General features: G+C 61.1%; 22 protein-coding genes. 16 read left to right on the forward strand and 6 right to left on the reverse strand.

Annotation, left to right across the window (positions count from 1 at the left end):
* Positions 1 to 6 precede the first annotated feature (6 nt).
* Both HCI85_RS02845 and HCI85_RS02850 read left to right on the forward strand, forming a co-directional pair.
* Complete coding sequence (locus HCI85_RS02845) at positions 7 to 1,212, forward strand: aminotransferase class V-fold PLP-dependent enzyme (protein ID WP_167141717.1); 1,206 nt, start codon at positions 7 to 9, stop codon at positions 1,210 to 1,212.
* Positions 1,209 to 1,640, forward strand: coding sequence for a SufE family protein (locus tag HCI85_RS02850; RefSeq protein WP_167141720.1), 432 nt, complete (start codon positions 1,209 to 1,211; stop codon positions 1,638 to 1,640). Before HCI85_RS02845 ends, HCI85_RS02850 begins: the two co-directional genes overlap by 4 nt.
* Here the strand turns inward: HCI85_RS02850 and HCI85_RS02855 are convergent.
* Entirely contained in the window at positions 1,619 to 2,422 is an 804-nt protein-coding gene (locus HCI85_RS02855) for a substrate-binding periplasmic protein (protein ID WP_241693716.1), read from the reverse strand. The genes HCI85_RS02850 and HCI85_RS02855 overlap by 22 nt on opposite strands.
* A 74-nt stretch (positions 2,423 to 2,496) precedes the next feature.
* Entirely contained in the window at positions 2,497 to 3,318 is an 822-nt protein-coding gene (tcdA, locus tag HCI85_RS02860) for a tRNA cyclic N6-threonylcarbamoyladenosine(37) synthase TcdA (RefSeq protein WP_090248409.1), read from the reverse strand.
* Positions 3,319 to 3,568: 250 nt separating this feature from the next.
* On the opposite strand from tcdA, the gene HCI85_RS02865 reads away from it, so the two are divergent.
* The 4 genes from HCI85_RS02865 to HCI85_RS02880 all read left to right on the forward strand — a co-directional run bounded on the left by HCI85_RS02865 (position 3,569) and on the right by HCI85_RS02880 (position 8,587).
* Positions 3,569 to 6,163: a glycosyltransferase gene (locus tag HCI85_RS02865; protein ID WP_167141722.1), complete on the forward strand. Its 2,595-nt coding sequence runs from the start codon at positions 3,569 to 3,571 to the stop codon at positions 6,161 to 6,163.
* A gap of 92 nt (positions 6,164 to 6,255) precedes the next feature.
* On the forward strand, positions 6,256 to 7,410 hold the full coding sequence (gene dapE / locus HCI85_RS02870; protein ID WP_090248412.1) for a succinyl-diaminopimelate desuccinylase: 1,155 nt from the start codon (positions 6,256 to 6,258) through the stop codon (positions 7,408 to 7,410).
* A complete protein-coding gene (locus HCI85_RS02875) occupies positions 7,407 to 8,213 on the forward strand; it encodes a putative RNA methyltransferase (protein WP_167141724.1) in 807 nt (268 codons plus the stop codon). Before dapE ends, HCI85_RS02875 begins: the two co-directional genes overlap by 4 nt.
* A gap of 2 nt (positions 8,214 to 8,215) precedes the next feature.
* Complete coding sequence (locus tag HCI85_RS02880; protein ID WP_167144225.1) at positions 8,216 to 8,587, forward strand: hypothetical protein; 372 nt, start codon at positions 8,216 to 8,218, stop codon at positions 8,585 to 8,587.
* 92 nt (positions 8,588 to 8,679) lie between these two features.
* On the opposite strand, the gene fadD1 is transcribed toward HCI85_RS02880, so the two are convergent.
* Both fadD1 and fadD2 read right to left on the reverse strand, forming a co-directional pair.
* Entirely contained in the window at positions 8,680 to 10,368 is a 1,689-nt protein-coding gene (gene fadD1 / locus HCI85_RS02885; RefSeq protein ID WP_090248415.1) for a long-chain-fatty-acid--CoA ligase FadD1, read from the reverse strand.
* A 378-nt stretch (positions 10,369 to 10,746) separates the two neighbouring features.
* Positions 10,747 to 12,435: a long-chain-fatty-acid--CoA ligase FadD2 gene (gene fadD2, locus HCI85_RS02890; protein WP_160085146.1), complete on the reverse strand. Its 1,689-nt coding sequence runs from the start codon at positions 12,433 to 12,435 to the stop codon at positions 10,747 to 10,749.
* A gap of 185 nt (positions 12,436 to 12,620) precedes the next feature.
* Between fadD2 and HCI85_RS02895 the strand changes: the two genes are divergently transcribed.
* The 8 genes from HCI85_RS02895 (at position 12,621) to HCI85_RS02930 (ending at position 19,294) form a co-directional block, all read left to right on the forward strand.
* Complete coding sequence (locus HCI85_RS02895) at positions 12,621 to 13,349, forward strand: substrate-binding periplasmic protein (protein WP_167141726.1); 729 nt, start codon at positions 12,621 to 12,623, stop codon at positions 13,347 to 13,349.
* A 72-nt stretch (positions 13,350 to 13,421) separates the two neighbouring features.
* Positions 13,422 to 14,384, forward strand: coding sequence for an alpha/beta hydrolase (locus HCI85_RS02900; protein WP_167141728.1), 963 nt, complete (start codon positions 13,422 to 13,424; stop codon positions 14,382 to 14,384).
* Positions 14,381 to 14,851, forward strand: a complete 471-nt coding sequence (locus HCI85_RS02905; RefSeq protein WP_090248421.1) for a MaoC family dehydratase — start codon at positions 14,381 to 14,383, stop codon at positions 14,849 to 14,851. The genes HCI85_RS02900 and HCI85_RS02905 overlap by 4 nt, the downstream gene beginning before the upstream one ends.
* A gap of 156 nt (positions 14,852 to 15,007) precedes the next feature.
* A complete protein-coding gene (locus HCI85_RS02910) occupies positions 15,008 to 15,514 on the forward strand; it encodes a DUF1993 domain-containing protein (RefSeq protein ID WP_167141731.1) in 507 nt (168 codons plus the stop codon).
* A 122-nt stretch (positions 15,515 to 15,636) separates the two neighbouring features.
* Positions 15,637 to 16,308 carry a TetR/AcrR family transcriptional regulator gene (locus tag HCI85_RS02915; RefSeq protein WP_167141735.1) on the forward strand — a complete coding sequence of 224 codons (672 nt, stop codon included), beginning with the start codon at positions 15,637 to 15,639 and terminating at the stop codon, positions 16,306 to 16,308.
* Positions 16,298 to 17,260 carry an HlyD family secretion protein gene (locus tag HCI85_RS02920; protein ID WP_167141738.1) on the forward strand — a complete coding sequence of 321 codons (963 nt, stop codon included), beginning with the start codon at positions 16,298 to 16,300 and terminating at the stop codon, positions 17,258 to 17,260. The genes HCI85_RS02915 and HCI85_RS02920 overlap by 11 nt, the downstream gene beginning before the upstream one ends.
* Entirely contained in the window at positions 17,247 to 18,212 is a 966-nt protein-coding gene (locus tag HCI85_RS02925) for an ABC transporter ATP-binding protein (protein WP_206677977.1), read from the forward strand. Before HCI85_RS02920 ends, HCI85_RS02925 begins: the two co-directional genes overlap by 14 nt.
* Positions 18,209 to 19,294: an ABC transporter permease gene (locus tag HCI85_RS02930; protein WP_160085152.1), complete on the forward strand. Its 1,086-nt coding sequence runs from the start codon at positions 18,209 to 18,211 to the stop codon at positions 19,292 to 19,294. Before HCI85_RS02925 ends, HCI85_RS02930 begins: the two co-directional genes overlap by 4 nt.
* A 15-nt stretch (positions 19,295 to 19,309) precedes the next feature.
* Here the strand turns inward: HCI85_RS02930 and HCI85_RS02935 are convergent, their stop codons facing one another.
* Entirely contained in the window at positions 19,310 to 20,299 is a 990-nt protein-coding gene (locus HCI85_RS02935) for an alpha/beta fold hydrolase (RefSeq protein ID WP_167141741.1), read from the reverse strand.
* 199 nt (positions 20,300 to 20,498) lie between these two features.
* Entirely contained in the window at positions 20,499 to 22,802 is a 2,304-nt protein-coding gene (gene metE / locus HCI85_RS02940; RefSeq protein WP_167141744.1) for a 5-methyltetrahydropteroyltriglutamate--homocysteine S-methyltransferase, read from the reverse strand.
* A 150-nt stretch (positions 22,803 to 22,952) separates the two neighbouring features.
* Between metE and metR the strand changes: the two genes are divergently transcribed.
* Complete coding sequence (gene metR, locus HCI85_RS02945) at positions 22,953 to 23,873, forward strand: transcriptional regulator MetR (RefSeq protein WP_108487605.1); 921 nt, start codon at positions 22,953 to 22,955, stop codon at positions 23,871 to 23,873.
* Positions 23,874 to 23,909: 36 nt separating this feature from the next.
* The gene (locus HCI85_RS02950) at positions 23,910 to 24,674 is read left to right on the forward strand and encodes a substrate-binding periplasmic protein (protein WP_206677978.1); all 765 of its coding nucleotides are present in this window, start codon (positions 23,910 to 23,912) and stop codon (positions 24,672 to 24,674) included.
* Positions 24,675 to 24,683 lie beyond the last annotated feature (9 nt).

Consider the following 24,683-nt stretch of genomic DNA (forward strand, 5'->3'; position numbering starts at 1 on the left):
AAATCCATGTCACTGACTTCCCCCTGGCGCGCTGACTTCCCTGGCATTCAGGCCCTTGCGGCCGAAGGCCAGACCTATCTGGACAGCGCCGCCACCGCGCAAAAACCCCAGGCCATGCTCGATACCCTGCTCGGCTATTACGCCGGTGGCGCAGCCAATGTGCATCGCGCCCAGCACCTGCCGGGCGAGCGTGCCACCCGCGCCTTCGAAGCCACGCGGGAGAAGGTTGCACGCTGGCTAAATGCGCCCAGCGCGCAGCAGATCATCTTTACCCGCAGCGCCACCGAAGCTTTCAACCTGCTGGCCTACGGCCTGGAGCAGCGCCTGCAGCCCGGTGACGAGATCGTCATCAGCGCCCTGGAACATCACGCCAACCTGCTGCCCTGGCAGCAACTCGCGCTGCGCCGCCAGCTCAAGCTGGTGGTGCTGCCGCTGGATCAGCATGGGTTGATCGACCTAGCCCAAGCAGCGCAGTTGATTGGCCCACGCACCCGCCTGTTGGCGGTAAGCCAGCTGTCCAACGTGCTCGGTTGCTGGCAACCGCTTGAGCAACTGCTCGCGATGGCACAGGCGCAAGGCGCGCTGACTTTGGTCGATGGCACTCAGGGCGTGGTGCATGGCCGCCAAGACGTGCAGGCCTTGGGCTGCGACTTCTATATATGCTCTAGCCACAAACTCTATGGCCCGGACGGCGTCGGCCTGCTTTATGGCCGCACGCACGCCCTTGAGCAGCTGGCGCACTGGCAGTTTGGTGGCGAGATGCTGCTGCACACCGACTACAGCAACGCCAGCTTTCGCCCAGCACCATTGGGTTTTGAGGCTGGCACTCCGCCGATTGCCTCGGTGATCGCCCTCGGCGCCAGCCTGGATTACCTGAGCAGCCTCAATGCCAGCGCCGTCAGCGCCCACGAAGCGGCATTGCATGCCGAGCTGATCGCAGGGCTGCAACTTCGCCAGAGCCTGCGCCTGCTCGGCACGCCGACTGTCGCACTGGCCAGTTTTGTGGTCGATGGCGTGCACCATGCCGACTTGGCTCACCTGCTGACCGAACAGGGCATCGCCGTGCGCGCCGGCCATCACTGCGCCATGCCGCTGTTACAGGGCCTCGGCCTGAACGGGGCGATTCGTGTGTCGCTGGGGTTGTATAACGATGGCGGCGATTTACAGCGTTTTTTCAGCGCGTTGGATCAAGCCTTGGAGCTGTTGCAATGAGCCTTCCTGCCACTGCGCAGACTGCACTACAAGCCTTTGGCGCCTGCCCCGGCTGGGAACAGCGCGCACGCCTGCTGATGCAATGGGGCGACCAGCTCGTCCCGCTGAGTGATGCCGAACGCATTGAAGCCAACCGGGTGCAAGGCTGTGAAAGTCAGGTGTGGCTGCTGGCGGAGCAGGACGGCGCTCACTGGCAGTTTCGCGCCAGCAGTGATGCACGACTGTTGCGGGGTTTGCTCGCGCTGCTGCTGGCCAGAGTCAACGGCCTGCCGGCATCCGAACTGGCGCAGCTGGATCTGCAGGACTGGTTTACCCAGCTTGGCCTGGCCCGTCACCTGTCACCCTCACGCAGCAATGGCCTACAGGCCGTGCTGACACGGATGCAGCACTTGCTCGATGCCAACGATCAGGGCGCAGCGCGCCACTGATCGGCATTGCCGGAATACAGGGCCTGTTGCAAACGCTGCAACTCACCGCTCTGCGCCAGGCGCCGCAGGCCGGTATTAAATATCTCACGCAACTGATCGGCTTTAGCATCACCTTTGCGAAACAGCAGGTGCAACGGTTCAGCATGCAAAATACGCGGATTATGGGTAATCAACGCTCGCTCCTGGTCGGAAAACAGGCGACGCAGCATGGCATAACCTACTGCTCGATCCTGAGGGTGGAAGTCAACCCGCCCCAGGCTCAGTAAACGGAAGCCAGTGTCTTCTTTGCCATGTTGCTGCACCTGCAACTGCCCAGCATCAAGCGCCGCATCAAACTCCGTACCATAGGAGTAGCCCAGCGTCGTAGCGATGCGGAACGTCTTAAGATCGCCGAAACGGGTCCAAGCAAGTTGCTGGTCGCTGCGTTGGAATAACACCACGTCCCCCGCCACAACTGCATCACTGCATGCTGTGAAACGCTGGCGACTCTTACTGCAGATATACGGCATCACCGCATCCAGGCCGCCCTGTTCGAGCATCAGCAGGTTGCGGTCCCAGGGGTAATAAACGAACTCAACCTGATAACCGGCCGCCTTGAAAATGTCCCGCACCAACCGTGACAAGGCGCCGCCATCTTTGCGCTGCTGATCAACATAGGGCACCCAGTCACCGGTACCAACTCGCACAACCGAGTGGGCATGGACACTCAGGCAAGCAGAGAACGCAGCAAACAGCAGCGCATATCGCGGGACATGACGTAATACATGACGCAGCAGGGACAACACAGCACACCTCAAAAGAGAACTACCAGCACATCCCTGCTGAACATAGACCGCAACCGGTCATTCTTTAAATATTAGCCAACATCATCATGTGCGGGCCGCCGCTCTGCCGGCCGCCGAGTACCAGCAACCAATTTATCGACGATGCGCGCCGCGGCGACCATGCCAAAAGTCGCGGTCACCATCATCACTGCACCAAAACCGCCGGCGCAGTCGAGCTTGACCCCCTCCCCCACAAAACCCTTGTATTGACACACCGTACCGTCGGGTTTGGGATAGCGCAGCTGCTCGCTGGAATACACGCAGGGCACGCTGTAATTGCGCCCAGGCGTGCGTGAGAAGCCGTAATCGCGGCGCAGGGTGGAGCGCACTTTGGACGCCAGCGGATCATTCCAGGTTTTGTTCAGGTCGCCGACCTGGATCTGCGTCGGGTCGATCTGCCCACCCGCGCCACCGGTGGTAATCACCTGGATCTTGCGCCGTTTGCACCATGAAATCAGCGCAGCCTTGGCGTTGACACTGTCGATGCAGTCGATCACTGCATCCAGGTGCTCAGTGATGTACTCGGCCATGGTCTCACGGGTCACGAAATCCGCCACCGCATGTACCACACAGGCCGGATTGATAGCGCGGATACGCGCGGCCATCACCTCGACCTTAGGTTGGCCAACCGTGCTGTCGAGCGCATGCAGCTGACGGTTGCTGTTGCTGACGCAGACATCATCCAGATCAAACAAGGAAATCTCGCCCACTCCGGAGCGCGCCAAAGCCTCAGCTGCCCAGGAGCCCACGCCGCCAATCCCGACCACCGCCACATGCGCAGCCGCGAGCCGCTCGGCTCCCTGGCGACCATATAGACGGGCGATCCCGGCAAAGCGTTGTTCATCCACAGGCATTCTTCACTCTCACAAGCCACAAGCGGCGCGCATTATAGGTAGCTGACGAGCCACACCCAAGCCCTGTCTTGGTCTAGCCCTGTCTATCCGATGAACAGCCATAGCACATTGCCACTATCGGAACCTTCACGACCGACAATCGTCCCATCAATATGCCCGTCTGCCGGCTATACAGCCCAATAGCGGCGGCGTAGCATGCGGCACCCGACGCTCGTCGCTTTTTATTGCCCCTTCGCTGGACCTGCACACTATGCCTTCGCGTAAGTTTGGACTGAACCTGGTCATGTTCCTGGCAATTGCCGCCGTGTTTACCGGTATCTGGGCGCTGTATAACCGCCCGGTAACCGCACCGGATTGGCCGGAACAGATTTCCGGATTTTCCTTCTCGCCTTTCCGCGCCGGGCAAAACCCGCAGCAGGACACCTACCCCAGCGATGAGCAGATGCGCGCTGACCTGGAGCTGCTGAGCACACACACCGACAACATCCGCACGTACTCGGTAGACGGCCCACTGGGCAACATCCCCCTGCTCGCAGAAGAGTTCGGCCTGCGCGTGACCCTGGGTATCTGGATCAGCCCGGATCTGGAGCGCAACGAGCGAGAAATCGCCAAAGCCATCGAAATAGCCAATAACTCACGCAGCGTAGTGCGCGTGGTGGTCGGTAACGAAGCGCTGTTCCGCAGCGAAGTGACCCCGGAAAACCTGATCGCCTACATCGACCGTGTGCGCGCAGCAGTCAAGGTGCCGGTGACCACCTCGGAGCAGTGGCACATCTGGCAGGACCATCCAGAGCTGGCTCAGCACGTCGACCTGATCGCCGCCCACGTTCTGCCCTACTGGGAATTCGTGCCGATGGAGGACTCCACCGACTTCGTGCTGGAGCGCGCCAAAGACCTGAAAAAACTCTTCCCGAAAAAGCCGCTGCTGCTCTCCGAAGTTGGCTGGCCGAGCAACGGCCGCATGCGCGGCGGCGCCGATGCCTCTCAAGCGGACCAGGCGATATACCTGCGCACGCTGGTCAATGCGCTCAATGCCAAAGGCTACAACTACTTCGTTATTGAAGCCTTCGACCAGCCATGGAAAGCCAGCGATGAGGGCTCGGTGGGTGCGTATTGGGGCGTTTACAACCTCGAACGTCAGGCCAAATTCGCTTTCGAAGGCCCCGTGGTGGCGATCCCACAATGGCGCTTGCTGGCCATCGGCTCGGTGGTACTGGCCCTGCTCAGCCTGGCACTGATGCTGATCGACGGCAGTGCCCTGCGTCAGCGCGGGCGCACCTTCCTGACCATTGTCGCGTTCGCCGGCGGCTCCGCCCTGGTATGGATCGGTTACGACTACAGCCAGCAGTACAGCACCTGGTTCAGCACCTTGGTTGGCCTGCTGTTGGGTATTGGCGCCTTCGGCGTGTTTATCGTCCTGCTGACAGAAGCCCACGAACTGGCTGAAACCGCCTGGACCCGCGCGCGGCGCCGGCCGTTCCAGCCGGTCTTGGCCGACAGTGCCTACCGCCCCAAGGTATCGGTGCACGTACCCTGCTACAACGAGCCACCGGAGATGGTCAAACAGACCCTCGACGCCCTGGCTGCGCTGGATTATCCGGATTACGAAGTCATCATCATCGACAACAACACCAAGGACCCGGCCGTGTGGGAGCCGGTTGAGGCGTATTGCAAAGTCCTGGGTCCACGCTTCCGCTTCTTCCACGTAGCACCAATTGCCGGTTTCAAAGGCGGTGCGCTGAACTACATCCTGCCGCACACCTGTCCGGACGCCGAAGTGGTAGCGGTGATCGACGCTGATTACTGCGTCGACAAGAACTGGCTTAAGTACATGGTGCCGCACTTCAGCGACCCTAAGATCGCCGTGGTGCAATCACCGCAGGATTACCGTGACGGCAACGAGAACGTCTTCAAGAAGCTCTGCTATGCCGAATACAAAGGCTTCTTCCATATCGGCATGGTGACGCGTAATGACCGCGACGCGATCATCCAGCACGGCACCATGACCATGATCCGTCGTACCGTGATGGACGAGCTGAAGTGGGCCGACTGGACCATCTGCGAAGACGCCGAACTGGGCCTGCGCGTATTCGAGAAAGGCTACAGCGCCGCCTACGCCCACGAAAGCTTCGGCAAGGGGCTGATGCCGGACACCTTTATCGACTACAAGAAGCAGCGCTTCCGTTGGGCTTACGGCGCCATTCAGATCATGAAGGGCCATGCACGCAGCCTGTTCCTCGGCAAGGACTCCGAACTCAAGAGCGGACAGCGCTACCACTTCGTCGCCGGTTGGCTGCCGTGGATCGCCGACGGCCTGAATATCTTCTTCACCGTCGGTGCGCTGCTCTGGTCGGCAGCGATGATCATCGTGCCGCAGCGGGTTGACCCGCCACTGATGATCTTCGCCATCCCGCCGTTGGCGCTGTTCTTCTTCAAGCTGGGCAAGATCCTGTTCCTCTACCGCAAGGCCATGGGAGTTGACTTGGTGCGCTCCTTCCAGGCTGCGCTGGCAGGCCTGGCGTTGTCGCACACGATCGCCAAGGCGGTGCTATACGGCACCTTCACCAAGACTATCCCGTTCTTCCGCACACCGAAGATGGCCAGCAACCACGGCATCCTGGTGGCCTTGGCCGAGGCCCGCGAAGAAGTGTTTATCATGCTGCTGCTGTGGGGTTCGGCCATCGGCATCAGCATCGTCCAGGGCTTGCCCAGCGCCGATGTGAAGTTCTGGGTAGCTATGCTGCTGGTGCAGTCGCTGCCCTACCTGGCGGCACTGATCATGGCTTTGCTGTCGTCACTGCCGGCGCCTCAGGCAAGCGCGCAGGAAACCGCGGCGGCCAGCTGATCACAGGTGTCCTGAATGCTAGACGGCGGCCAATGGCCGCCGTTTTGCTTTAAGATGGCGACCTTTCCGCTTGATGCCGCCTTGGAGCCGCAATGACCGCCAACGCCACGCCCCTCTCCCCGACGCTGGAGCTTGCCTGTGAGCTGATTCGTCGTCCTTCCGTCACGCCGCTTGATGAAGGCTGTCAGGAGCAGATGACGCGCCGCCTTGCCGCCTGCGGTTTCACCATCGAGCCGATGCGTATCGAAGATGTGGACAACTTCTGGGCCAGCCACGGCAGCCAAGAGGGTCCCGTACTGTGCTTTGCCGGACACACCGATGTGGTGCCCACCGGCCCGGTGCAGAAGTGGCAGCACCAGCCATTCGATGCACTGATTGATGAAGACGGCATGCTCTGTGGCCGTGGCGCGGCGGACATGAAAGGCAGCCTGGCGTCGATGATCATTGCCGTTGAACGCTTTGTTGCGGAATACCCGGACCATAAAGGCCGTATCGCTTTTCTGATCACCAGTGATGAAGAAGGCCCGGCGCACCATGGCACCAAGGCGGTGGTTGAACGCCTGCGCGAACGTAACGAGCGCCTGGACTGGTGCATCGTCGGCGAACCCTCGAGCACTACCCTGGTCGGTGACGTAGTGAAAAACGGCCGCCGCGGCTCGCTCGGCTGCACCCTCACCGTACGCGGCAAGCAAGGTCACGTGGCCTATCCGCACCTGGCGCGCAACCCGATTCATCTGGCCGCGCCGGCCCTGGCCGAACTGGCCGCCGAGCATTGGGACGACGGCAACGCATTCTTCCCGCCGACCAGCTTCCAGATTTCCAACCTCAACGCAGGCACCGGCGCGACCAACGTGATTCCGGGTGAGCTGAAGGCCATCTTCAACTTCCGTTTCTCGACTGAATCGACGGTTGAAGGTCTGCAGCAGCGCACTCAGGCCATCCTCGATAAACACGGCTTGGATTTTGAGCTCGACTGGGCACTCTCCGGCCTGCCTTTTCTCACCGAGCCAGGAGCCTTGCTCGACGCCGTAGCGGCCAGTATCAAGGCCATCACCGGCCGCGATACCAAACCGTCTACCAGCGGCGGCACCTCGGACGGGCGCTTTATTGCCACCCTTGGCACCCAAGTGGTCGAACTTGGTCCGGTCAACGCCACCATCCACCAGGTCGACGAACGCGTGCTGGCCAGTGATCTGGATGTGCTGACCGAGATTTACTATCAAACCCTGGTCAATCTGCTCGCATGAGCCTGACCTGTCCGATCTGCCAGGCGCCGCTGCAGACGCTCGACAATGGTGTAGCCTGCCCGGCCAACCACCGCTTCGACCGTGCACGCCAGGGTTACCTGAACCTGCTGCCAGTGCAGCACAAGAACAGTCGCGACCCCGGCGATAACGCCGCCATGGTCGAGGCCCGACGGCGCTTTCTCGACGGTGGGCATTACGCCCCTCTGGCGCAGCGCCTGGCCGAACTGGCTGCCGGTTATAACCCGGAACGCTGGCTGGATATTGGCTGTGGCGAGGGTTACTACACCACACAGATCGCCGACGCCCTGCCACAGGCCGATGGCTATGCCCTGGACATCTCCCGCGAGGCGGTCAAGCGCGCCTGCAAACGTGCGCCCCAGCTGACTTGGCTGGTGGCGAGCATGGCCCGCGTGCCGCTAGCAGACGCCAGCTGCCAATTACTCGCCAGCGTCTTCAGTCCGCTCGACTGGCAAGAAGCCAAGCGTCTGCTCGCCCCCGGTGGTGGCCTGCTGCGCATGGGCCCAACCCGCGAACACCTGATGGAATTACGTCAGAAGCTGTACGACGAAGTACGTGACTACGATGATCAGAAACACCTGGAGCTGATCCCTGAGGGCATGCGCCTGGCCCACAGCGAAACCCTGACCTTTAATCTGCACTTGGACAGCAGCGAGGCGCGCGCCGACCTGCTGGCCATGACCCCACACGGCTGGCGCGCCAGCGCCGAGCGCCGCGCGGCGGTAATCGCCGAACCTTGCGACGTAACTGTCGCCATCCGCTACGACTGGATCGAGAGACTATGACCATGCGCCAACCGGATATCGAGATTTACCTGAAAGACGCCGACCACACCGCCATCGGCGAGTGGCTGAACAGCGCACTGGGCAGCTGCACGCCTTGGCAGCAGAAAGGCCAGACCTATAAATGCACGGCCGGCGACGTACCCGTCACCTGGCTGCCCAAAGCGGTTGGCAAATGGAATAGCCTGTACCTGGAAAGTGATGCCACGCCCTGGGCTGACGACCTGGCCTGCGCTCAAGCGGCCTTCGCGGCACTGAATGTTGAAGTCCGCTGCGCGCCGGGCGGCTGGCAGGAAGAAGAAAGCGACGAGCAAGCCGACCGCTGGATGCGCATCAGCGCTGATGGCGTAGAGGAAATCACCTGGCGCACAGCTTGACCGACCACTGAAACTAAAGCTCACCGCTGTTCGATCGGTTTAGTCGCAGACACAAAAAACCCCGCCTAGGCGGGGTTTTGTTTAGCGCGGTTTTACTTCTTGCCCATCTTCTTCAGTTCTTCATCACGCAGTTCGCGGCGCAGGATCTTGCCGACGTTGGTGGTCGGCAGGATGTCGCGGAACTCCACGGCTTTCGGCACCTTGTAACCCGTGACGTTGGCGCGCATGTGCTCCATGACCTGCTCTTTGGTCAGGGTTTCACCCGGTTTGACCACCACAAAGATCTTGATCGCTTCGCCCGACTTCTCATCCGGCACACCGATGGCCGCGCACTGCAGCACACCTGGCAGAGTGGCGAGCACGTCTTCCAGCTCGTTCGGGTAGACGTTGAAGCCGGACACCAGAATCATGTCCTTCTTGCGGTCGACGATACGCATGTAACCGTCTTCCTGAATCACCGCGATATCGCCAGTCTTCAACCAGCCTTCGGCGTCGAGGATTTCGTCGGTGGCTTCCTGACGCTGCCAGTAGCCCTTCATCACCTGCGGACCTTTGACGCACAGCTCACCAATCGAACCCAGTGGCTGCTCAACGCCTTCGTCATCGATCACTTTGCACACGGTCGACGGTACCGGAATACCGATAGTGCCGATCTGGATATTACTGAACGGGTTGACCGAGGCCACCGGGCTAGTTTCGGTCATGCCGAAGCCTTCGCAGATTGAGCAACCGGTCACCTGCTTCCAACGCTCGGCGGTCGCCAGTTGCAGCGCCATACCGCCGGAGAAGGTGGCCTTCAGGGTGGAGAAGTCCAGCTTGCGGAAGTCCTCGTTGTTGCACAGGGCAACGAACAGGGTGTTGAGGCCGACAAAACCGGTGAATTTGTACTTGGCCAGATCCTTGGTCATCGCCGGCAGATCACGCGGGTTGGTGATCAGCACGTTGTGCCCACCAATCAGCATCATCGCCATGCAATGGAAGGTGAACGCATAGATGTGGTACAGCGGCAATGGCGCGATCAGCACTTCGCTGCCTTCGCTCATTTCTGAGCCCATCAGTGCCTTGACCTGCAGCATGTTGGCGATCAGGTTGCGGTGGGTGAGCATCGCGCCCTTGGCCACGCCGGTGGTGCCGCCGGTGTATTGCAGCACGGCAATTTCACCATTGGCCGGAGCTGCTTCTTTCACGCTCTGACCACGGCCTTTGGCCATGGCAGCAGTGAATTTGACGGCTTGCGGCAGGTTGTAGGCCGGGACCATCTTCTTCACGTGCTTGACCACGCTGTTGACCAGCAGGCGCTTGAGCGGCGAAAGCATGTCGCCAACTTCAGTGATGATGACCGTCTTGATCCCGGTTTTCGGCAGAACCTGTTCAGCCAGGTGGGCCATGTTGGCCAGACTGACCAGGGCCTTGGCGCCGGAATCGTTGAATTGGTGTTCCATTTCCCGCGCGGTGTAGAGCGGGTTGGTGTTGACCACCACCAGACCGGCGCGCAGGGCACCGAAGACAACAACCGGATACTGCAGCACGTTGGGCAGTTGCACGGCGATTCGGTCGCCAGGCTGCAAGTCGGTGTTCTGCTGCAAGTAAGCGGCAAAAGTGCCGGACAACTCGTACAGCTCACCATAGGTAATGGTTTTACCCATATTGCTGAAAGCGGGCTTGTCGGCGAAGCGTTGGCAGGACTCTTTCAGTACCGCCTGGATGTTCGGGTACTGGTCAGGATTGATTTCGGCAGCAATCCCAACGGGATACTTATCCTTCCAAAAGTTTTCGGTCATGGAAGCCCACTCCTCAGCAACAGCTTGATCTTCACCGCGCGTAGACGGTTGTTTATTGTAGATTTGCGTGTTTTCTGCGATTTGAACGGCAAAAAAATTACCGGGAGCAATTTTTGACGTCACACAGCAACAGCCTGGAAAGCAGGGTCGCCATGGATGGTGGATCACAAAAAAGCCGCCCGAGAGTAGCAGCTTTGCCAAACAGCGACTAGCACCAATAAGCGCCGCAGCAGTCACAAAAATGACCAACAAGGCAATTTAAGTCATTTTTATTGATGGCGCTGAAAGCAGCGAGTTACAGGGGTTTCGCGGGGATTGGCGGAGGTTTCATACAGCCGCAGCTTAACCTGCGGCTGTATTGACGCGACCGTGTATGCGTCAGGCGATATCGCGCAGCTCGCGACGGAGAATCTTGCCTACCGGGGTCATCGGCAGCGAATCACGGAAGACGATCTGCTTGGGCACCTTGTAGCCGGTGAAGTTCTCCTTGCAGTAGGCCTTCAGTTCATCGGCGTTGAGGCTGCTGTCGCGGGCCACCACGAACAGCTTGACCGCTTCCCCGGACTTCTCATCCGGCACGCCGATGGCCGCGCAACTGGCGACTTTCGGGTGAGCCATGACCACATCTTCGATCTCGTTGGGGTACACGTTGAAACCCGAGACGATGATCATGTCCTTCTTGCGGTCGACAATGCGCACAAAGCCATCCGGGTCGATCACCGCCACATCACCGCTCTTGAACCAGCCCTCGGCGTCCAGCACCTCGGCAGTGGCTTCTTCACGGTTCCAGTAGCCCTTCATCACCTGCGGGCCCTTGATGCACAGCTCGCCGCGCTCGCCCAGGCCTTGCTCAACGCCGTCATCATCAATGACCTTGAACGCCGTACCCGGCACCGGAATGCCCACCGTGCCCAGACGCGCTTTATCGCCATAAGGGTTGGTACTGGCCACTGGCGAGGTTTCGGTGAGGCCATAGCCTTCGACCACGGTGCAGCCGGTCATCGCCTGCCAGCGCTCGGCCGTAGCCTTGACCAGGGCGGTGCCGCCGGAGTTGGTGACCTTGAGCTTGGAGAAATCCAGTTTCTGGAACTCGGGGTTATCCATCAGCGCGACGAACAGCGTGTTGAGGCCCAGCAAGGCAGAGAACTGCCACTTGCCCAGCTCCTTGACGAAGCCTGGAATGTCGCGCGGGTTGGTGATCAGCACGTTGTGGTTGCCGTTGACCATCATGCACATGCAGTTCGCGGTGAAGGCATAGATATGGTAGAGCGGCAGCGGCGCGATCATGATTTCCTGGCCCTGCTTCATCAGCGGGGTGCCATCGTTGCCCAGCTGCGACAGACAGGCATCGACTTGCAGCATATTGGCCACCAGGTTGCCGTGGGTGAGCATCGCGCCCTTGGCCACACCGGTGGTGCCGCCGGTGTATTGCAGCACGGCGATGTCTTCCTGGCCGACCTTGACCGGCTTCAGCGCATGCCCTTGGCCCTGCTTTAGCGCATCCTTGAAGCCCACCGCCTGCGGCAAGTGGTAGTCAGGAACCATCTTCTTGACCTTCTTCACCACGGTGTTGACCAGCCAGCCTTTCAGGCTAGGCAGCATGTCACCCATCTTGGCTTCGATCAGGTAGTCGATCTCGGTATCCGGCAGCACGTCCTGCACCAGCTTGCCGAACATGTTCAGGTACACCAGCGCACGCACGCCGGCATCCTTGAACTGGTGGCGCATCTCGCGGGCGGTGTACAGCGGGTTGGTGTTGACCACAATCAGCCCGGCGCGCATAGCGCCGAATACGGCAATCGGGTACTGCAGCACGTTGGGCATCTGCACGGCGATGCGCTCGCCCGGTTGCAGGTCAGTGTGCTTTTGCAGGTAGGCGGCAAAGGCCGCCGAGAGCCGATCAAGCTCGGCATAAGTCAGGGTCACGCCCAGGTTGCTGAAGGCGGGCCGGTCGGCGAACTTCTTGCACGAGCGCTCGAACACCTCGATTACCGACTTGTAAGCCCCCAGGTCGATGTCATTGGGTACGCCGGCCGGGCGTTTGTCACTCCAGAAATCAGGCTGCATTATTTTTATCCTCTTGCCCTGAGATGGTCTAATCCGCGCTGCGGAGTTGGCTGGAAGTTAACAGCTAACGCCAAACAGGCAAATAGCCGAGCAGCGTCATTGACGCACTGAATCTTGCCGCTCCCTATGGAACTATCCTGCCGCGCCACCTATAACCAATCAGGACCCTGCCCTGACGGCTCACCATGCCTATCGTTCTACTCGTTGCAACATTACTGTTTTTCTTCGCGCAATCGGCGCAGGCCCAGCCACAACTGCGCATGGCCACCCTGGAATACCCGCCCTACAGCTCTGAACAGCTGCCGGATGGCGGCAGCATCGTCGCCCTGACCCGCCGCGCCTTTGCCGTACGCGGCTATCCGCTGCAGATCGACTTTCTACCCTGGGCGCGGGCGCGTGTTGAGCTGGGCAACGGCAACTACCAGGGTGCGCTGGCGCTATGGCCCAAGGAGATTAACGAGGAAGGGCTGCAGCCCTCGCGCCCGCTGTTTTACAGCGAACTGGGGCTGTTTATTCGCAACGATTATCCGCTGCAGTTCAGCCAGCTGCAGGAATTACGCGGGCGCACCCTGGGCATCGTGCGCGGCTACGGTTACCCACAGCATATTCTCGATGCTGGGCTGACCCTCGAAGACGCCGTGGACGACATAAGCAACCTGCGCAAGCTCAATGCCCGGCGTTTCGACATGGTGTTGCTGGAACGTATCGTCGGTAACTATTTGATCGCCAACGATGAACAACTGCGCGGCAAGCTCAGCTGGCAGGGCAATGTGCTGGAGCGCGTCCCGCTGCTGGTCGGTTTTGTTCCCGCCAAGCCCGGCGAACCGGATTGGAGCGCAGTGTTTGAGCAGGGCCTGCGCGATCTACACAGCAGCGGCGAATATATGCAGATATTGCGCAGCCATAACCCTTAAACCCGCACGGACTTTGCGCCGCGCCGCGCGGGGTGCACAATGCGCAGCTTCTGCAGGCTTAAGGAATTCGCCATGCTCCACCAAGCGTTCTGGCTCAATAGCACCGATGCAGCGCCCCTCTTTGTCAACCGCTGGTACGCCGAACAGCCGCCGAAAGCGTTGCTGATGGTCGCTCACGGCATGGCCGAACACAGCGGGCGCTATGCACGCCTGGCCGAAGCACTGGTGGCACAAGGCTTCGAGGTGTATGCGCATGACCAGCGCGGGCACGGCAAAACTGCCGAACATGGTCTGCTCGGCCACTATGCCGACAGCAAGGGCTGGGAGCTGGTGGTCAATGACCTGGCCCACCTTAACCATCATATGCGCCAAACCCACCCGCAAACGCCGATATTCCTGCTCGGCCACAGCATGGGCAGCTACATCAGTCAGGCCTACCTGATGCACCACAGCTGCAGCCTGCAGGGCGCTATTCTTTCCGGCTCCAACTACCAACCCGTGGCGCTGTACCGTGCCGGCCAGTTGCTGGCACGCTTCGAGCGCTGGCGGCAAGGGGCGCAGGGGCGCAGTGCGCTGCTGGAGTTCGTTTCGTTCGGCTCATTTAACAAAGCCTTCAAGCCCAACCGCACCGCCTTCGACTGGTTGAGCCGCGACCCGCTGGAAGTCGACAAATACATCAATGACCCGCTATGCGGCTTCCGCTGCAGCAATCAGCTGTGGGTCGACCTACTTGGCGGCTTGCAACAGATCACCCCGCTGGAAAATCTTGCGCAGATCGACAACAGCCTGCCGCTGCTGGTGATCGGCGGGGCCTGTGACCCGGTCAGCGACGGCCGCCGTCAGCAGGACCTGGGTAATGCCCTGAGCGCCGCAGGCAGCCAGCACGTACAGGTCAAACTCTATCCCGATGCGCGTCATGAGCTGCTCAACGAGAGCAACCGCGACGACGTCACCGCCTACATCATCGACTGGTTGCAGCAGGCTCTCAGCCAACCGCGCCAGTGCCACCAACAGAGCCAAGAGAGTCACCCATGACCCAGAGCAGCAACACGCCCTACGACGCCCTCGAAGTCGGCCAGACCGCCAGCTACAGCAAGACCGTCAGCGAACGCGACATCCAGCTGTTTGCCGAAGTGTCCGGCGATCACAACCCGGTGCACCTTGACGCTGAATATGCTGCCACCACCATGTTCAAGGAGCGTATCGCCCATGGCATGTTCAGCGGTGCATTGATCAGCGCTGCCGTGGCCTGCGAACTTCCTGGCCCAGGCACTATTTACATCGGCCAGAGCATGCGCTTCACCGCACCAGTAAAGCTCGGTGACACCCTCACCGTGCGTCTTGAAATCCTTGAGAAACTGCCAAAATTCCGCGTGCGTGTAGCCACTCGCGTGTTCAACCAGAACGATGAGCTGGTGGTCGATGGCGAAGCGGAAATCCTCGCCCCGCGCAAAGCGCAGACCGTTGAACTGACTCAGCTGCCGCCCATCACCATCGGCTAAAAATTGCTCACGATCGACTGCCCGTTGCTCGGCAGCAAGATCATCAACAGCTTCTAAAGCTTGTTAGCCCACTTCACCGCCGCTGCCTGCGGCGGTGTACCGCCCTTCGACATAATCGCGCTCGGGCAATCCGCTTCGGCGCTTCTGGAGATTTTCATGTCCCTGTCCATGTACCAAGCATCCATCCCGGTCTTCACCCGCCAGCTGAACAACCTGTCGACTATCCTCGGTATCGCCGCCGCCCACGCCGAAGAGAAGAAGATCGAGCAGAGCGTATTTCTCAACGCGCGCCTGGCACCCGATATGTTTCCACTAAGCCGCCAGGTGCAGATCGCCTGTGATGGCGCCAAGGCCGGCGCTGCACTGCTGGCTGGCGTCGACGCACCGAGCCATGCCGATGATGAAGCCAGCTTTGCCGAGCTGCAGGCACGCATCACCAAAACCCTGGATTTCCTGCACAGCCTCGACGCTGCGCAGATCGACGGCAGCGAAGCGCGCACCGTCACCCTCAAGCGCCGCGACAAGGAAACCCACTTCCAGGGTCAGGCCTTCCTGCTCGATCACGTCATGCCGAACTTCTATTTCCACTACACCACCGCCTACGCCATCCTGCGCCATAACTGTGTCAGCATCGGCAAGCGCGATTTCCTCGGCACTCGCTAGCCCGTTAGCCCGGCGGACACTTGAGTTGTTCGCCGGGCTTGCTTTACTCCCCTCCACACACCCCGACGGCCGTTACAAAATCGCTTTTGTCATTTAATTAAATTTAAATTTAAATTCAATTTATGACGACCTCAGCCCCCCCTCTCTCGCCAAGCACACCCCGCGCTCCCGGCCGCCCAGCCGGCGAGTCGATTGTCCAGCGCGAATGCCTGCTGGATGCCGCACTCCACGCGTTTTCCCACCAGGGCATCGCCAACATCAGCCTGCGTGTCATTGCCAGTGCCGCCGGCGTGACCCCCGCGTTGGTGAATTACTACTTCGGCAACAAGGAGAAACTGCTCGCGACCGTGGTTGAAGAGCGGGTATTGCCACTGCTGATGGGGCTGGGACAAAGCTTGCGGCAGATCGGCGATGAACCCATCGAACTTGTCCGCGGATTTATCCAGGGCATGCGGGGGATCGTCGCGCAGCACCCCTGGCTCCCTCCCCTGTGGGTGCGCGAGGTGCTGTGCGAAGGCGGCGGTTTACGCGATCTGCTGATGAGCCGCCTTGCCCCCCTGCTCCCCCACATGCTTGCAGCGCGCTTCACGGCGGCCCAGCAACGCGGGGCCCTCAACCCTGACCTCGATCCGCGGCTGCTGGTGGTTTCGCTGATCGGTCTGACCCTATTCCCCTATGCGGCCGCACCGATCTGGCGCGGCTTTTTCCCCGCTGCCGAACTGGATGATGACGCCTTGGCACGTCACACCATCGCCCTGCTCGAACACGGCCTGGAGAACCCTCATGAACGCTAGACACCTGCTACTGGCAGTTGCCCTGCTGTGCTCAGGTTGTGGTCCACAGACGCTCGACAGCCTGCCTGGCACTTTGGAGTGGGATCGCATTGCCCTGCCAGCTGAGGCCTCAGAGCCGATTCTGCGCTGGCTGGTGGCCGAAGGGGATCAGGTCGCGGCCGGAGATCTGCTGCTCGAACTCGACCCACGCCGGCAACAGGCCCGTGCGGCGCAGGCGCAGGCTGAGGTCGAACAGGCCAGCGCCCGCTGGCGTGAGCTAAGTAACGGCGCTCGCCTGGAAAACATCGAAGCCGCCCAGGCCATGATGGCGCGTAGCCAGGCGCGGCTCACCGAGAGCGAGCGCAGCTTTCAGCGCATCGCCGCCCTGCAAAGGCGTGGCATGGCCGCCAATGCCGAGCTGGATCAGGCCCGCGCCAACCGCGACAGCGCCCGAGCCGAACTGAACAACGCCCGCGCACAACTGGACGAACTGACTGCCGGTGCCCGTGTGGAACAACTGGAGCAGGCCAGCGCCGCACTGGCCGCCGCCCGCGCCGTACTGCAGCAGCAGCAGCTCAACCTTGAACGCCTGAGCCTGCGTGCCCCGCATGCCGGTCGCGTCGATGCTCTGCCCTTCAAACCGGGTGACCAGCCGCCGGTCGGGGCCACATTGGTCAGCCTGCTGAGCGGTCAAGCGCCTTATGCGCGCTTGTTTATACCGGCGTCACAACGGGCCGAGCTGGCCATTGGCGATCGGCTGCGGGTGCAGGTCGAAGGCATCGCCGAACCGGTCGCCGCGCGCATCCGCAGCATTGCCAGTGAGGCCAGTTTCACCCCCTACTATGCCCTGGTGGGTGATGATGCCAGTCGCCTCAGCTACCGCGCCGAAGCTGTCCTCGAAGGCGATGCGGCGCGGCAGCTGCCCGCCGGATTGCCACTGCACGCCGAGCGTATTGACCATGCCGGGGAATGATCTGGTCATTCGCGCTGAAGGTCTGAGCAAACGCTTCGGTGAGCTGCTGGCCGTCGATCAGCTCAACCTCAGCGTGCGTCGTGCCGAAGTCTTCGGTTTTCTCGGCCCGAATGGCTGCGGCAAATCCACCACCATTCGCATGCTCTGTGGCCTGCTGCTGCCCAGCGCGGGTCGTATCGAGGTACTGGGCAGCCAGATTCCCCGTGATGCCGAAGCGCTGAAACGGCGTATTGGCTATATGACGCAGAAGTTCTCGCTGTATGAAGACCTGAGCATCAGCGAGAACCTGGAGTTCCTTGCCGCCATTCAGGGTCTTGATCGGCGTCAGGCCCGCCAGCGAATCGACGAACTGTTGCAGCGCTATTGGCTCGGCGACCGGCGCAAGCAACTCGCCGGCACCCTGAGTGGCGGGCAGAAACAGCGCTTGGCGCTGGCCGGGGCGGTGCTGCACAAACCCGATCTGCTGCTACTGGATGAACCGACCAGCGCGGTCGACCCGCAGTCGCGCCGCGAGTTCTGGGACTCGCTGTTCGAGTTGGCCGATGCCGGCACCACCCTGCTGGTGTCCACGCACTACATGGACGAAGCCGAGCGCTGCACCCGCCTGGGTATTCTCGATCGCGGCCGCCTGGTTGCCGACGGCAGCCCCAATGAGCTGATGGCCAATCTGCCCGGTCACCCCCTGTTGGTTGAATGCCCTCAGCCACGCCTGGCACAGCAAGCCCTGCAAAGCCTATCTGGTGTGTTGGCCCTGACTCAGGTTGGCAACGCCCTGCGCGTGCTGATGGCCAGCACTGCCGGCGAACCAGCCGAACAAATAGCTGCCCACCTCAAGACTGCCGGTATCCCGGCCAGGATCACAGCGGCAGCGGCGAACCTTGAGGACGTGTTTGTCAGTGTCACTCAGCGCCCTCTTCACGCCACCCAACCTACAGCATGCCACCCAGTATGAACCTGCGTCGCCTAGCCGCCATCGTCCTCAAGGAACTGCGCCAGCTGCGTCGCGACCGCCTGACCTTTGCCATGATTATCGGCATCCCCACTCTGCAGTTGGTGCTCTTCGGTTATGCCATCAACATGGATGTGCGCAACCTCGATGCCGCAGTTCTGGATCAGTCAAACACCGCCCGCTCGCGCGAACTGGTGGCCGCTATGGGCGCCAGCCAGGTGCTCAACCTGCGTTATTCATTAAGTTCCCCAGCGCAGCTGCAAGAACTGCTGCGCCGGGGCCAGATCAGCCTAGCGCTGGTACTGCCGCGGGATTTCGAGAGGCGTCTGGAGCAGGCCGATCGCCCAGCCCTGCAGATCGTGGTGGATGGTTCCGATCAGGTGGTGCAATCAGCGGCACGCCAGCTGGCAGCCTTCCCGCTTCCCGGTCGCGCACGCAGTGACGTGAACAGCATCGAAGTGCTCAATCTGTATAACCCGCAACGCCTGGCGCCAATCAATACGGTACCGGGGCTGATCGGCGTGATTCTGACCATGACCATGGTGATGTTCACGGCCATTGCCCTGGTGCGCGAACGTGAGCGCGGCAACATGGAAATGCTCATCACCACACCGATGTCACCCTGGGAGCTGACCCTAGGCAAGGTGCTGCCCTTTGTCGCCATCGGTTTGCTGCAGGCCAGTCTGGTGCTGCTTCTGGGAAAACTGCTGTTTGCCGTTCCCCTGCGCGGTTCACTGGGTGAGTTGTATGTGGCGATAGTGGTGTTTATCTGCGCCAGCCTGTCACTCGGCGTACTGGTCTCAACCCTGGCCCGCAGCCAGTTTCAAGCCATGCAGATGGCATTCTTCACGTTTCTGCCGCAGATATTGCTGTCCGGTTTTATGTTCCCGTTTGCCGGCATGCCTAAGGTCGCTCAATGGCTGGCGGAGCTATTGCCGTTGACGCATTTTCTGCGCCTGGTACGCGGCATCATGTTGCGCGGTGCCAACCTGAGCGAGCAGTGGCCGGCGCTGGCAGCATTGCTATTGTTTACCCTGCTGACCCTCAGTCTCGCCGTGACCCGCGTGCGCAAACGCCTCGACTGAATGCCTGCCGTATCACTACAACCGTGCCCACTGCCCATCGCCCCGATGGGCCTGCAGGTGCGGCAACACCGCCGCTAGCAAGGGTTCTTTGAACGCTTCCTGAAAGCGGTGGGCCAGACCGGGGATCAGTCTCAATTCACTGTTCTTGATATGCGCCGCCACATGCACGCCGTGCATCACCGGCAGCAGCGGATCGGCCGTGCCATGCACCACCAGGGTTGGCACGCGCAGACGGTTAAGCAGCTCGACCCTGCTCGGCTCCGCGAGAATCGCCAACAACTGACGTTGCACACCTTCGGGGTTGAACGCCCGGTCGTAGGCAATCTGCGCCTGTTGCAGCAGTAACTGCCGGTCATCGCTGACCGCCGGGCTGCCCAGCGCGGCCAGCAGGTCGGCCTGCTGCTCCAGGGCTATCGCGCGGTTGGGCGCCTCACGTTTGGCCAGCAGACTCAGTAGCGCGCTACTTGGCGCCGGCAACCCCTGAGCACCGGAGCTGGTCATAATCAAGGTCAGGCTCTGCACCCGCTCAGGTGCAAGGTCGGCCATATGCTGGGCAATCATTCCGCCCATGCTCGCCCCAAGCACGTGAACCTCACGCACGGCCAATGCATCCAGCAAGCCCAGGGCATCCTTGGCCATATCGCGTAGCCCATAGGGCGCGGCCACCGACAGACCGAGGCGATAACGCAATGCTTCATAGGTCAGATTGATTTCTGGCGCGTTGCCAGCCCATGCGCTCAGCCCAACATCGCGGTTATCGAAGCGGATCACCCGAAAGCCCTGCTGACACAGTCGCGCCACCACTTCATCCGGCCAGTGAATCAACTGCCCGCCCAGGCCCATCACTAGCAGCAGCGCAGGATCACTGTCGCGACCAATGCTCTGATACGCCAGGCGCACCTCGCCCACATCCGCCGTGTGCGTCGGCACCTCTACATCACAACGCTGCGCCGCAAAAACCGGCAAGCCGCACAACAGTGCAGCGAGAAGAATCAACCCACGCATAACATCACCCAGACCCGGGACAGCAGAACGCAGCACCCCATTAAGACGCGAGTGTGGTGATGTTTGTGCGAGCGCGCTGCCACACAAGCGTGACAATTTGATGAAGGGAGACGAGCGGTCTTTCTACCGCGACAAAAAATAGCGAAAGCCCCTACGACAGCCGATCAGGGCAGTCACAGGGGCTTGCTCGTGAAGGCGATCAGGCCAGTTCGCTACGCAGCTGACGAGCCGCCGCCACCATATTGATCAACGCCGCTTCGGTCTCCGGCCAGGCACGGGTTTTCAGGCCGCAGTCCGGGTTGACCCACAGCCGCTCGAGCGGAATACGCTGCGCAGCCTTGCGCAGCAAGTTGACCATCTCCCGGCCGTCCGGCACCCGTGGCGAATGGATGTCATACACGCCGGGACCGATGTCGTTGGGGTAGTCGAAGCGTTCGAAGGCCTCCAGCAGCTCCATGTCCGAACGCGAGGTTTCAATGGTGATCACGTCGGCATCCATGGCAGCGATGGACTCGATCACGTCGTTGAACTCGCTGTAGCACATGTGGGTATGGATCTGCGTTTCGTCACGCACGCCCGAGGCGCACAGACGGAAGGCTTCGGTGGCCCAGTTCAGGTAACCCTGCCACTGCGCCTGGCGCAGCGGCAGGCCTTCGCGGAAGGCGGCTTCGTCGATCTGGATGATCTTGATCCCGGCCGTTTCCAAGTCCACCACCTCGTCACGAATGGCCAGGGCCAGCTGACGCGCCTGCTGTTCACGGGAAATGTCGTCGCGCGGGAAGGACCACATCAGCATGGTAACCGGGCCGGTCAGCATACCCTTCATCACTCTGCGGGTAAGGGTCTGCGCATAACCGATCCAGGCCACAGTCATGGCCTTGGGCCGACTCAGGTCGCCGTAGATCACTGCCGGTTTGACGCAGCGCGAGCCGTAGCTCTGCACCCAACCGAAACGGGTAAAGGCATAGCCGTCGAGTTGCTCGGCAAAGTACTCGACCATGTCGTTGCGCTCGGCCTCACCGTGCACCAGCACATCCAGGCCGAGGTTTTCCTGCACCTCGACGGCATGACGGATTTCGTTGTGCATGGCCTCGGTGTAATCAGCAGCCGACAGCTTGCCAGCCTTGAACGCCTGGCGCGCCAGACGGATGGCGGCGGTTTGCGGAAACGAGCCGATGGTGGTGGTCGGCAAGACCGGCAACTGCAAGCGTGCGCGCTGCTGTTCGATGCGTTTGACAAATGGCGACTGACGCTGGCTGTCGGCAGCAGTAATGGCAGCCAAACGCGCCTGCACTGCCGGCTTGTGGATACGCGGAGATTGCGCGCGACTGGCCTGCACGGCTTGGCTCTGCGCCAACGCGACCTGCAGCTGAGCATCCTGCGTGTTATTAAGCGCCGTGGTCAGCAATGCGACTTCCTCACACTTCTGCACGGCAAAGGCCAGCCAGCTTTTCAGCTCATCATCCAGTTTGTCCTCGCGGCTCAGGTCGACTGGGCTGTGCAATAGCGAACAGCTCGGCGCCACCCACAGACGCTCACCCAGGCGTTCCTGGGCCTGTTGCAACGTCTCCAGCACCGCTTGCAGATCGGTACGCCAAACGTTACGGCCGTTGACCACGCCCAGCGACAGCACCTTGTAGGCCGGCAAACGGTCGAGGATAGTCGGAAACTGCTCAGGGGCACGCACTAGGTCGATATGCAGGCCATCCACCGGCAGGCTGGCGGCCAGGCCGAGGTTGTCTTCCAGGCCGGCGAAATAGGTGGCGATCAGTTTCTTGCCGGGCTCGCGCTGCAGCAGGTTATAGGCGCGCTCGAAGGCGTTCTTCCAGGCTTGCGGCAGGTCCAGCACTAGAATCGGCTCATCGATCTGCACCCACTCCACACCCTGAGCGGCCAGGCGCTGGAGGATTTCGCCGTAGACCGGCAGCAGCCGCTCCAGCAGGTCAAGCTTGTCGAAATCGCCACCCTTGGCTTTGCCCAGCCAGAGATAGGTCAGCGGACCGATCAGCACCGGTTTGACGCGGTGACCCAGGGCGTGGGCTTCTTCGACTTCCTCGAACAGTTGTTCCCAGCTCAGCTGGAACTGCTGATCGACGCTGAATTCGGGCACCAGGTAGTGGTAGTTGGTATCAAACCACTTGGTCATCTCTTGCGCATGGGCAGCGCAGCAGGCGCTCTGGCTGCTCTTGTTTGCAACGGCACCGCGCGCCATGCCGAACAAGGTATCCAGGGTCGGCTTGCCGTTGGCCGGACGGAAGCGCTCGGGGATCACGCCGAAGCTCAGCGAATGCGTCAGCACCTGGTCGTACCAGGCAAAGTCGCCGACCGGCAACAGATCGATGCCAGCGTCCTTCTGCAGCTGCCAGTGGGCGGCGCGCAGTTCACGACCCACAGTCCGCAGGCCGGCCTCGTCCAGTTCGCCCTTCCAGTAGGCCTCCAGGGCTTTTTTCAGTTCACGGTCGCGACCGATACGCGGAAAACCAAGGGAATGGGACAGGGCCATGTCAGAACGCTCCAGCAGATCAATAAGATGCTGGCTATTCTCGGCACCCCGCCTAAGTGAGACAAACTCAATCCATTCGCCTTGATCTATAGTTTTACTCATGTTCTGCTTATCGCTAGAACGCCGATCCGCCAAACACCGAGGCCCGCCATGCTCGAATTGCGCCACCTGAAAACCCTGCATGCTCTGCGCGAAAGCGAAAGCCTGGTGGATGCCGCCGAACGCCTGCACCTGACGCAATCAGCGCTGTCGCACCAGTTCAAGGAGTTGGAAGAGCGCCTGGGCATGCCGCTGTTCGTGCGCAAAACCAAGCCGGTGCGTTTTACCAGCGCCGGCCTGCGCCTGTTGCAGCTATCCGATACGGTATTGCCGCTGCTGCGCGGTGCCGAGCGTGATTTAGCCCGCCTGGCCGGTGGCACCGCCGGCCGTCTGCACATGGCCATCGAATGCCACAGCTGCTTCCAGTGGCTGATGCCGACCATCGACCAGTTCCGCGATGCCTGGCCGGAAGTGGAACTGGACCTGGCCTCGGGCTTCTCCTTCGCCCCACTGCCCGCCCTGGCCCGCGGTGATCTGGACCTGGTGGTGACCAGCGATCCACTGGAGCTGGCCGGCATCACCTATGTGCCACTGTTTACCTATGAAGCCATGCTCGCCGTGGCCAACCAGCATCCGCTGGCCAGCAAACCGTGCATCAAGCCGCAGGACCTGGCCACGGAAACCTTGATCACCTACCCGGTGGAACGCGACCGCCTGGACATCTTCACCCGCTTCCTTGAGCCGGCAGATGTCGAACCAGCGCAGGTGCGCACCTCCGAGCTGACGGTGATGATGATGCAACTGGTGGCCAGCGGCCGCGGCGTGTGTGGCCTGCCCAACTGGGCGCTGCATGAATACAGTTCGCGTGGCTACGTGACGGCAAAACGCCTGGGCGATAAGGGGCTGTTTGCCACCCTGTATGCCGGCATCCGCACCGACATGCTCGACGCGCCGTTTATGCGCGACTTCCTGCTGACCGCCAAGGACACCTCCTTCGCCAATCTGGAAGGCGTCAGCGTGGCACGCGGCTAAGCTTGCATAACCCGCCGCCTGAATATCGAGCACTGCATGCGTTGTTTGCTTTCCGTCTTGCTGCTCTGGGCTGGCCTCTGCCAGCCCCTGCATAGCCAGGAAAAAATACACATCGCCATCGGCGAATGGCCGCCGTTTATCAGCGCATCGCTGCCCCACTACGGCGTAGTGCCGCAGTTGATCAGCGAAGTCTTCGCCAGCCAGAACGTCAGCGTGGAATACGGTTTCTTCCCTTGGAAGCGCGCCTACACAGAGGTCAAACAGGGTCACTGGCAAGCCTCGGCCATCTGGGGTCGCACGCCGGAGCGCGAGGCCGACTGTCTGTTTTCTGCTGTGGTCTACAGCGATGAACTGGTGCTGTTCTACCGTCGCGACAAACCGATCAGCTGGGACGGCCGCCTCGCAGGGGCCGAGCAGCTCAATGGTCTGCGCATCGGCATTCCGTTGGGCTCGGCGAAGATGCCAGTGCTGGAGCAAGCCGAACAGCGCGGCTGGGTGCGGTACGAAGCCAGCGGGGATGAGCTGATCAACCTGCGCAAGCTGGCCGCCGGGCGCATTGATGCGGTGGACATCGTCAAAGGCTCGGGCAGCCATGTGCTCAACCAACTCAGCGCCAAGGAACGCGCCCACCTGACCACCACGCAAACCTACGATACCTGGGATTACCACCTGATTTTCTCCCGCCAGTTGCCTGAGAGCGAACGCCTACAGCAACTCTTCGATCAGGGCCTGCGCGAGCTGAAAGACAGCGGCCGTTATGCGCAACTCTGGCAACCACTCAGCACATCACACCATCCTTAAACGCTGATC

The sequence above is a fragment of the Pseudomonas sp. OTU750018 genome, from assembly GCF_011636575.1.
Lineage (GTDB): Bacteria > Pseudomonadota > Gammaproteobacteria > Pseudomonadales > Pseudomonadaceae > Aquipseudomonas > Aquipseudomonas peli.

Excerpts from the sequence above, each read along its gene's own strand:
- HCI85_RS02845 (WP_167141717.1), top strand. The coding sequence starts at position 7 with ATGTCACTGACTTCCCCCTGGCGCGCTGACTTCCCTGGCATTCAGGCC.
- HCI85_RS02850 (WP_167141720.1), top strand. The coding sequence starts at position 1,209 with ATGAGCCTTCCTGCCACTGCGCAGACTGCACTACAAGCCTTTGGCGCC.
- tcdA (WP_090248409.1), bottom strand. The coding sequence starts at position 3,318 with ATGCCTGTGGATGAACAACGCTTTGCCGGGATCGCCCGTCTATATGGT.
- HCI85_RS02865 (WP_167141722.1), top strand. The coding sequence starts at position 3,569 with ATGCCTTCGCGTAAGTTTGGACTGAACCTGGTCATGTTCCTGGCAATT.
- dapE (WP_090248412.1), top strand. The coding sequence starts at position 6,256 with ATGACCGCCAACGCCACGCCCCTCTCCCCGACGCTGGAGCTTGCCTGT.
- HCI85_RS02875 (WP_167141724.1), top strand. The coding sequence starts at position 7,407 with ATGAGCCTGACCTGTCCGATCTGCCAGGCGCCGCTGCAGACGCTCGAC.
- HCI85_RS02880 (WP_167144225.1), top strand. The coding sequence starts at position 8,216 with ATGCGCCAACCGGATATCGAGATTTACCTGAAAGACGCCGACCACACC.
- fadD1 (WP_090248415.1), bottom strand. The coding sequence starts at position 10,368 with ATGACCGAAAACTTTTGGAAGGATAAGTATCCCGTTGGGATTGCTGCC.
- fadD2 (WP_160085146.1), bottom strand. The coding sequence starts at position 12,435 with ATGCAGCCTGATTTCTGGAGTGACAAACGCCCGGCCGGCGTACCCAAT.
- HCI85_RS02895 (WP_167141726.1), top strand. The coding sequence starts at position 12,621 with ATGCCTATCGTTCTACTCGTTGCAACATTACTGTTTTTCTTCGCGCAA.
- HCI85_RS02900 (WP_167141728.1), top strand. The coding sequence starts at position 13,422 with ATGCTCCACCAAGCGTTCTGGCTCAATAGCACCGATGCAGCGCCCCTC.
- HCI85_RS02905 (WP_090248421.1), top strand. The coding sequence starts at position 14,381 with ATGACCCAGAGCAGCAACACGCCCTACGACGCCCTCGAAGTCGGCCAG.
- HCI85_RS02910 (WP_167141731.1), top strand. The coding sequence starts at position 15,008 with ATGTCCCTGTCCATGTACCAAGCATCCATCCCGGTCTTCACCCGCCAG.
- HCI85_RS02915 (WP_167141735.1), top strand. The coding sequence starts at position 15,637 with ATGACGACCTCAGCCCCCCCTCTCTCGCCAAGCACACCCCGCGCTCCC.
- HCI85_RS02920 (WP_167141738.1), top strand. The coding sequence starts at position 16,298 with ATGAACGCTAGACACCTGCTACTGGCAGTTGCCCTGCTGTGCTCAGGT.
- HCI85_RS02925 (WP_206677977.1), top strand. The coding sequence starts at position 17,247 with ATGCCGGGGAATGATCTGGTCATTCGCGCTGAAGGTCTGAGCAAACGC.
- HCI85_RS02930 (WP_160085152.1), top strand. The coding sequence starts at position 18,209 with ATGAACCTGCGTCGCCTAGCCGCCATCGTCCTCAAGGAACTGCGCCAG.
- HCI85_RS02935 (WP_167141741.1), bottom strand. The coding sequence starts at position 20,299 with ATGCGTGGGTTGATTCTTCTCGCTGCACTGTTGTGCGGCTTGCCGGTT.
- metE (WP_167141744.1), bottom strand. The coding sequence starts at position 22,802 with ATGGCCCTGTCCCATTCCCTTGGTTTTCCGCGTATCGGTCGCGACCGT.
- metR (WP_108487605.1), top strand. The coding sequence starts at position 22,953 with ATGCTCGAATTGCGCCACCTGAAAACCCTGCATGCTCTGCGCGAAAGC.
- HCI85_RS02950 (WP_206677978.1), top strand. The coding sequence starts at position 23,910 with ATGCGTTGTTTGCTTTCCGTCTTGCTGCTCTGGGCTGGCCTCTGCCAG.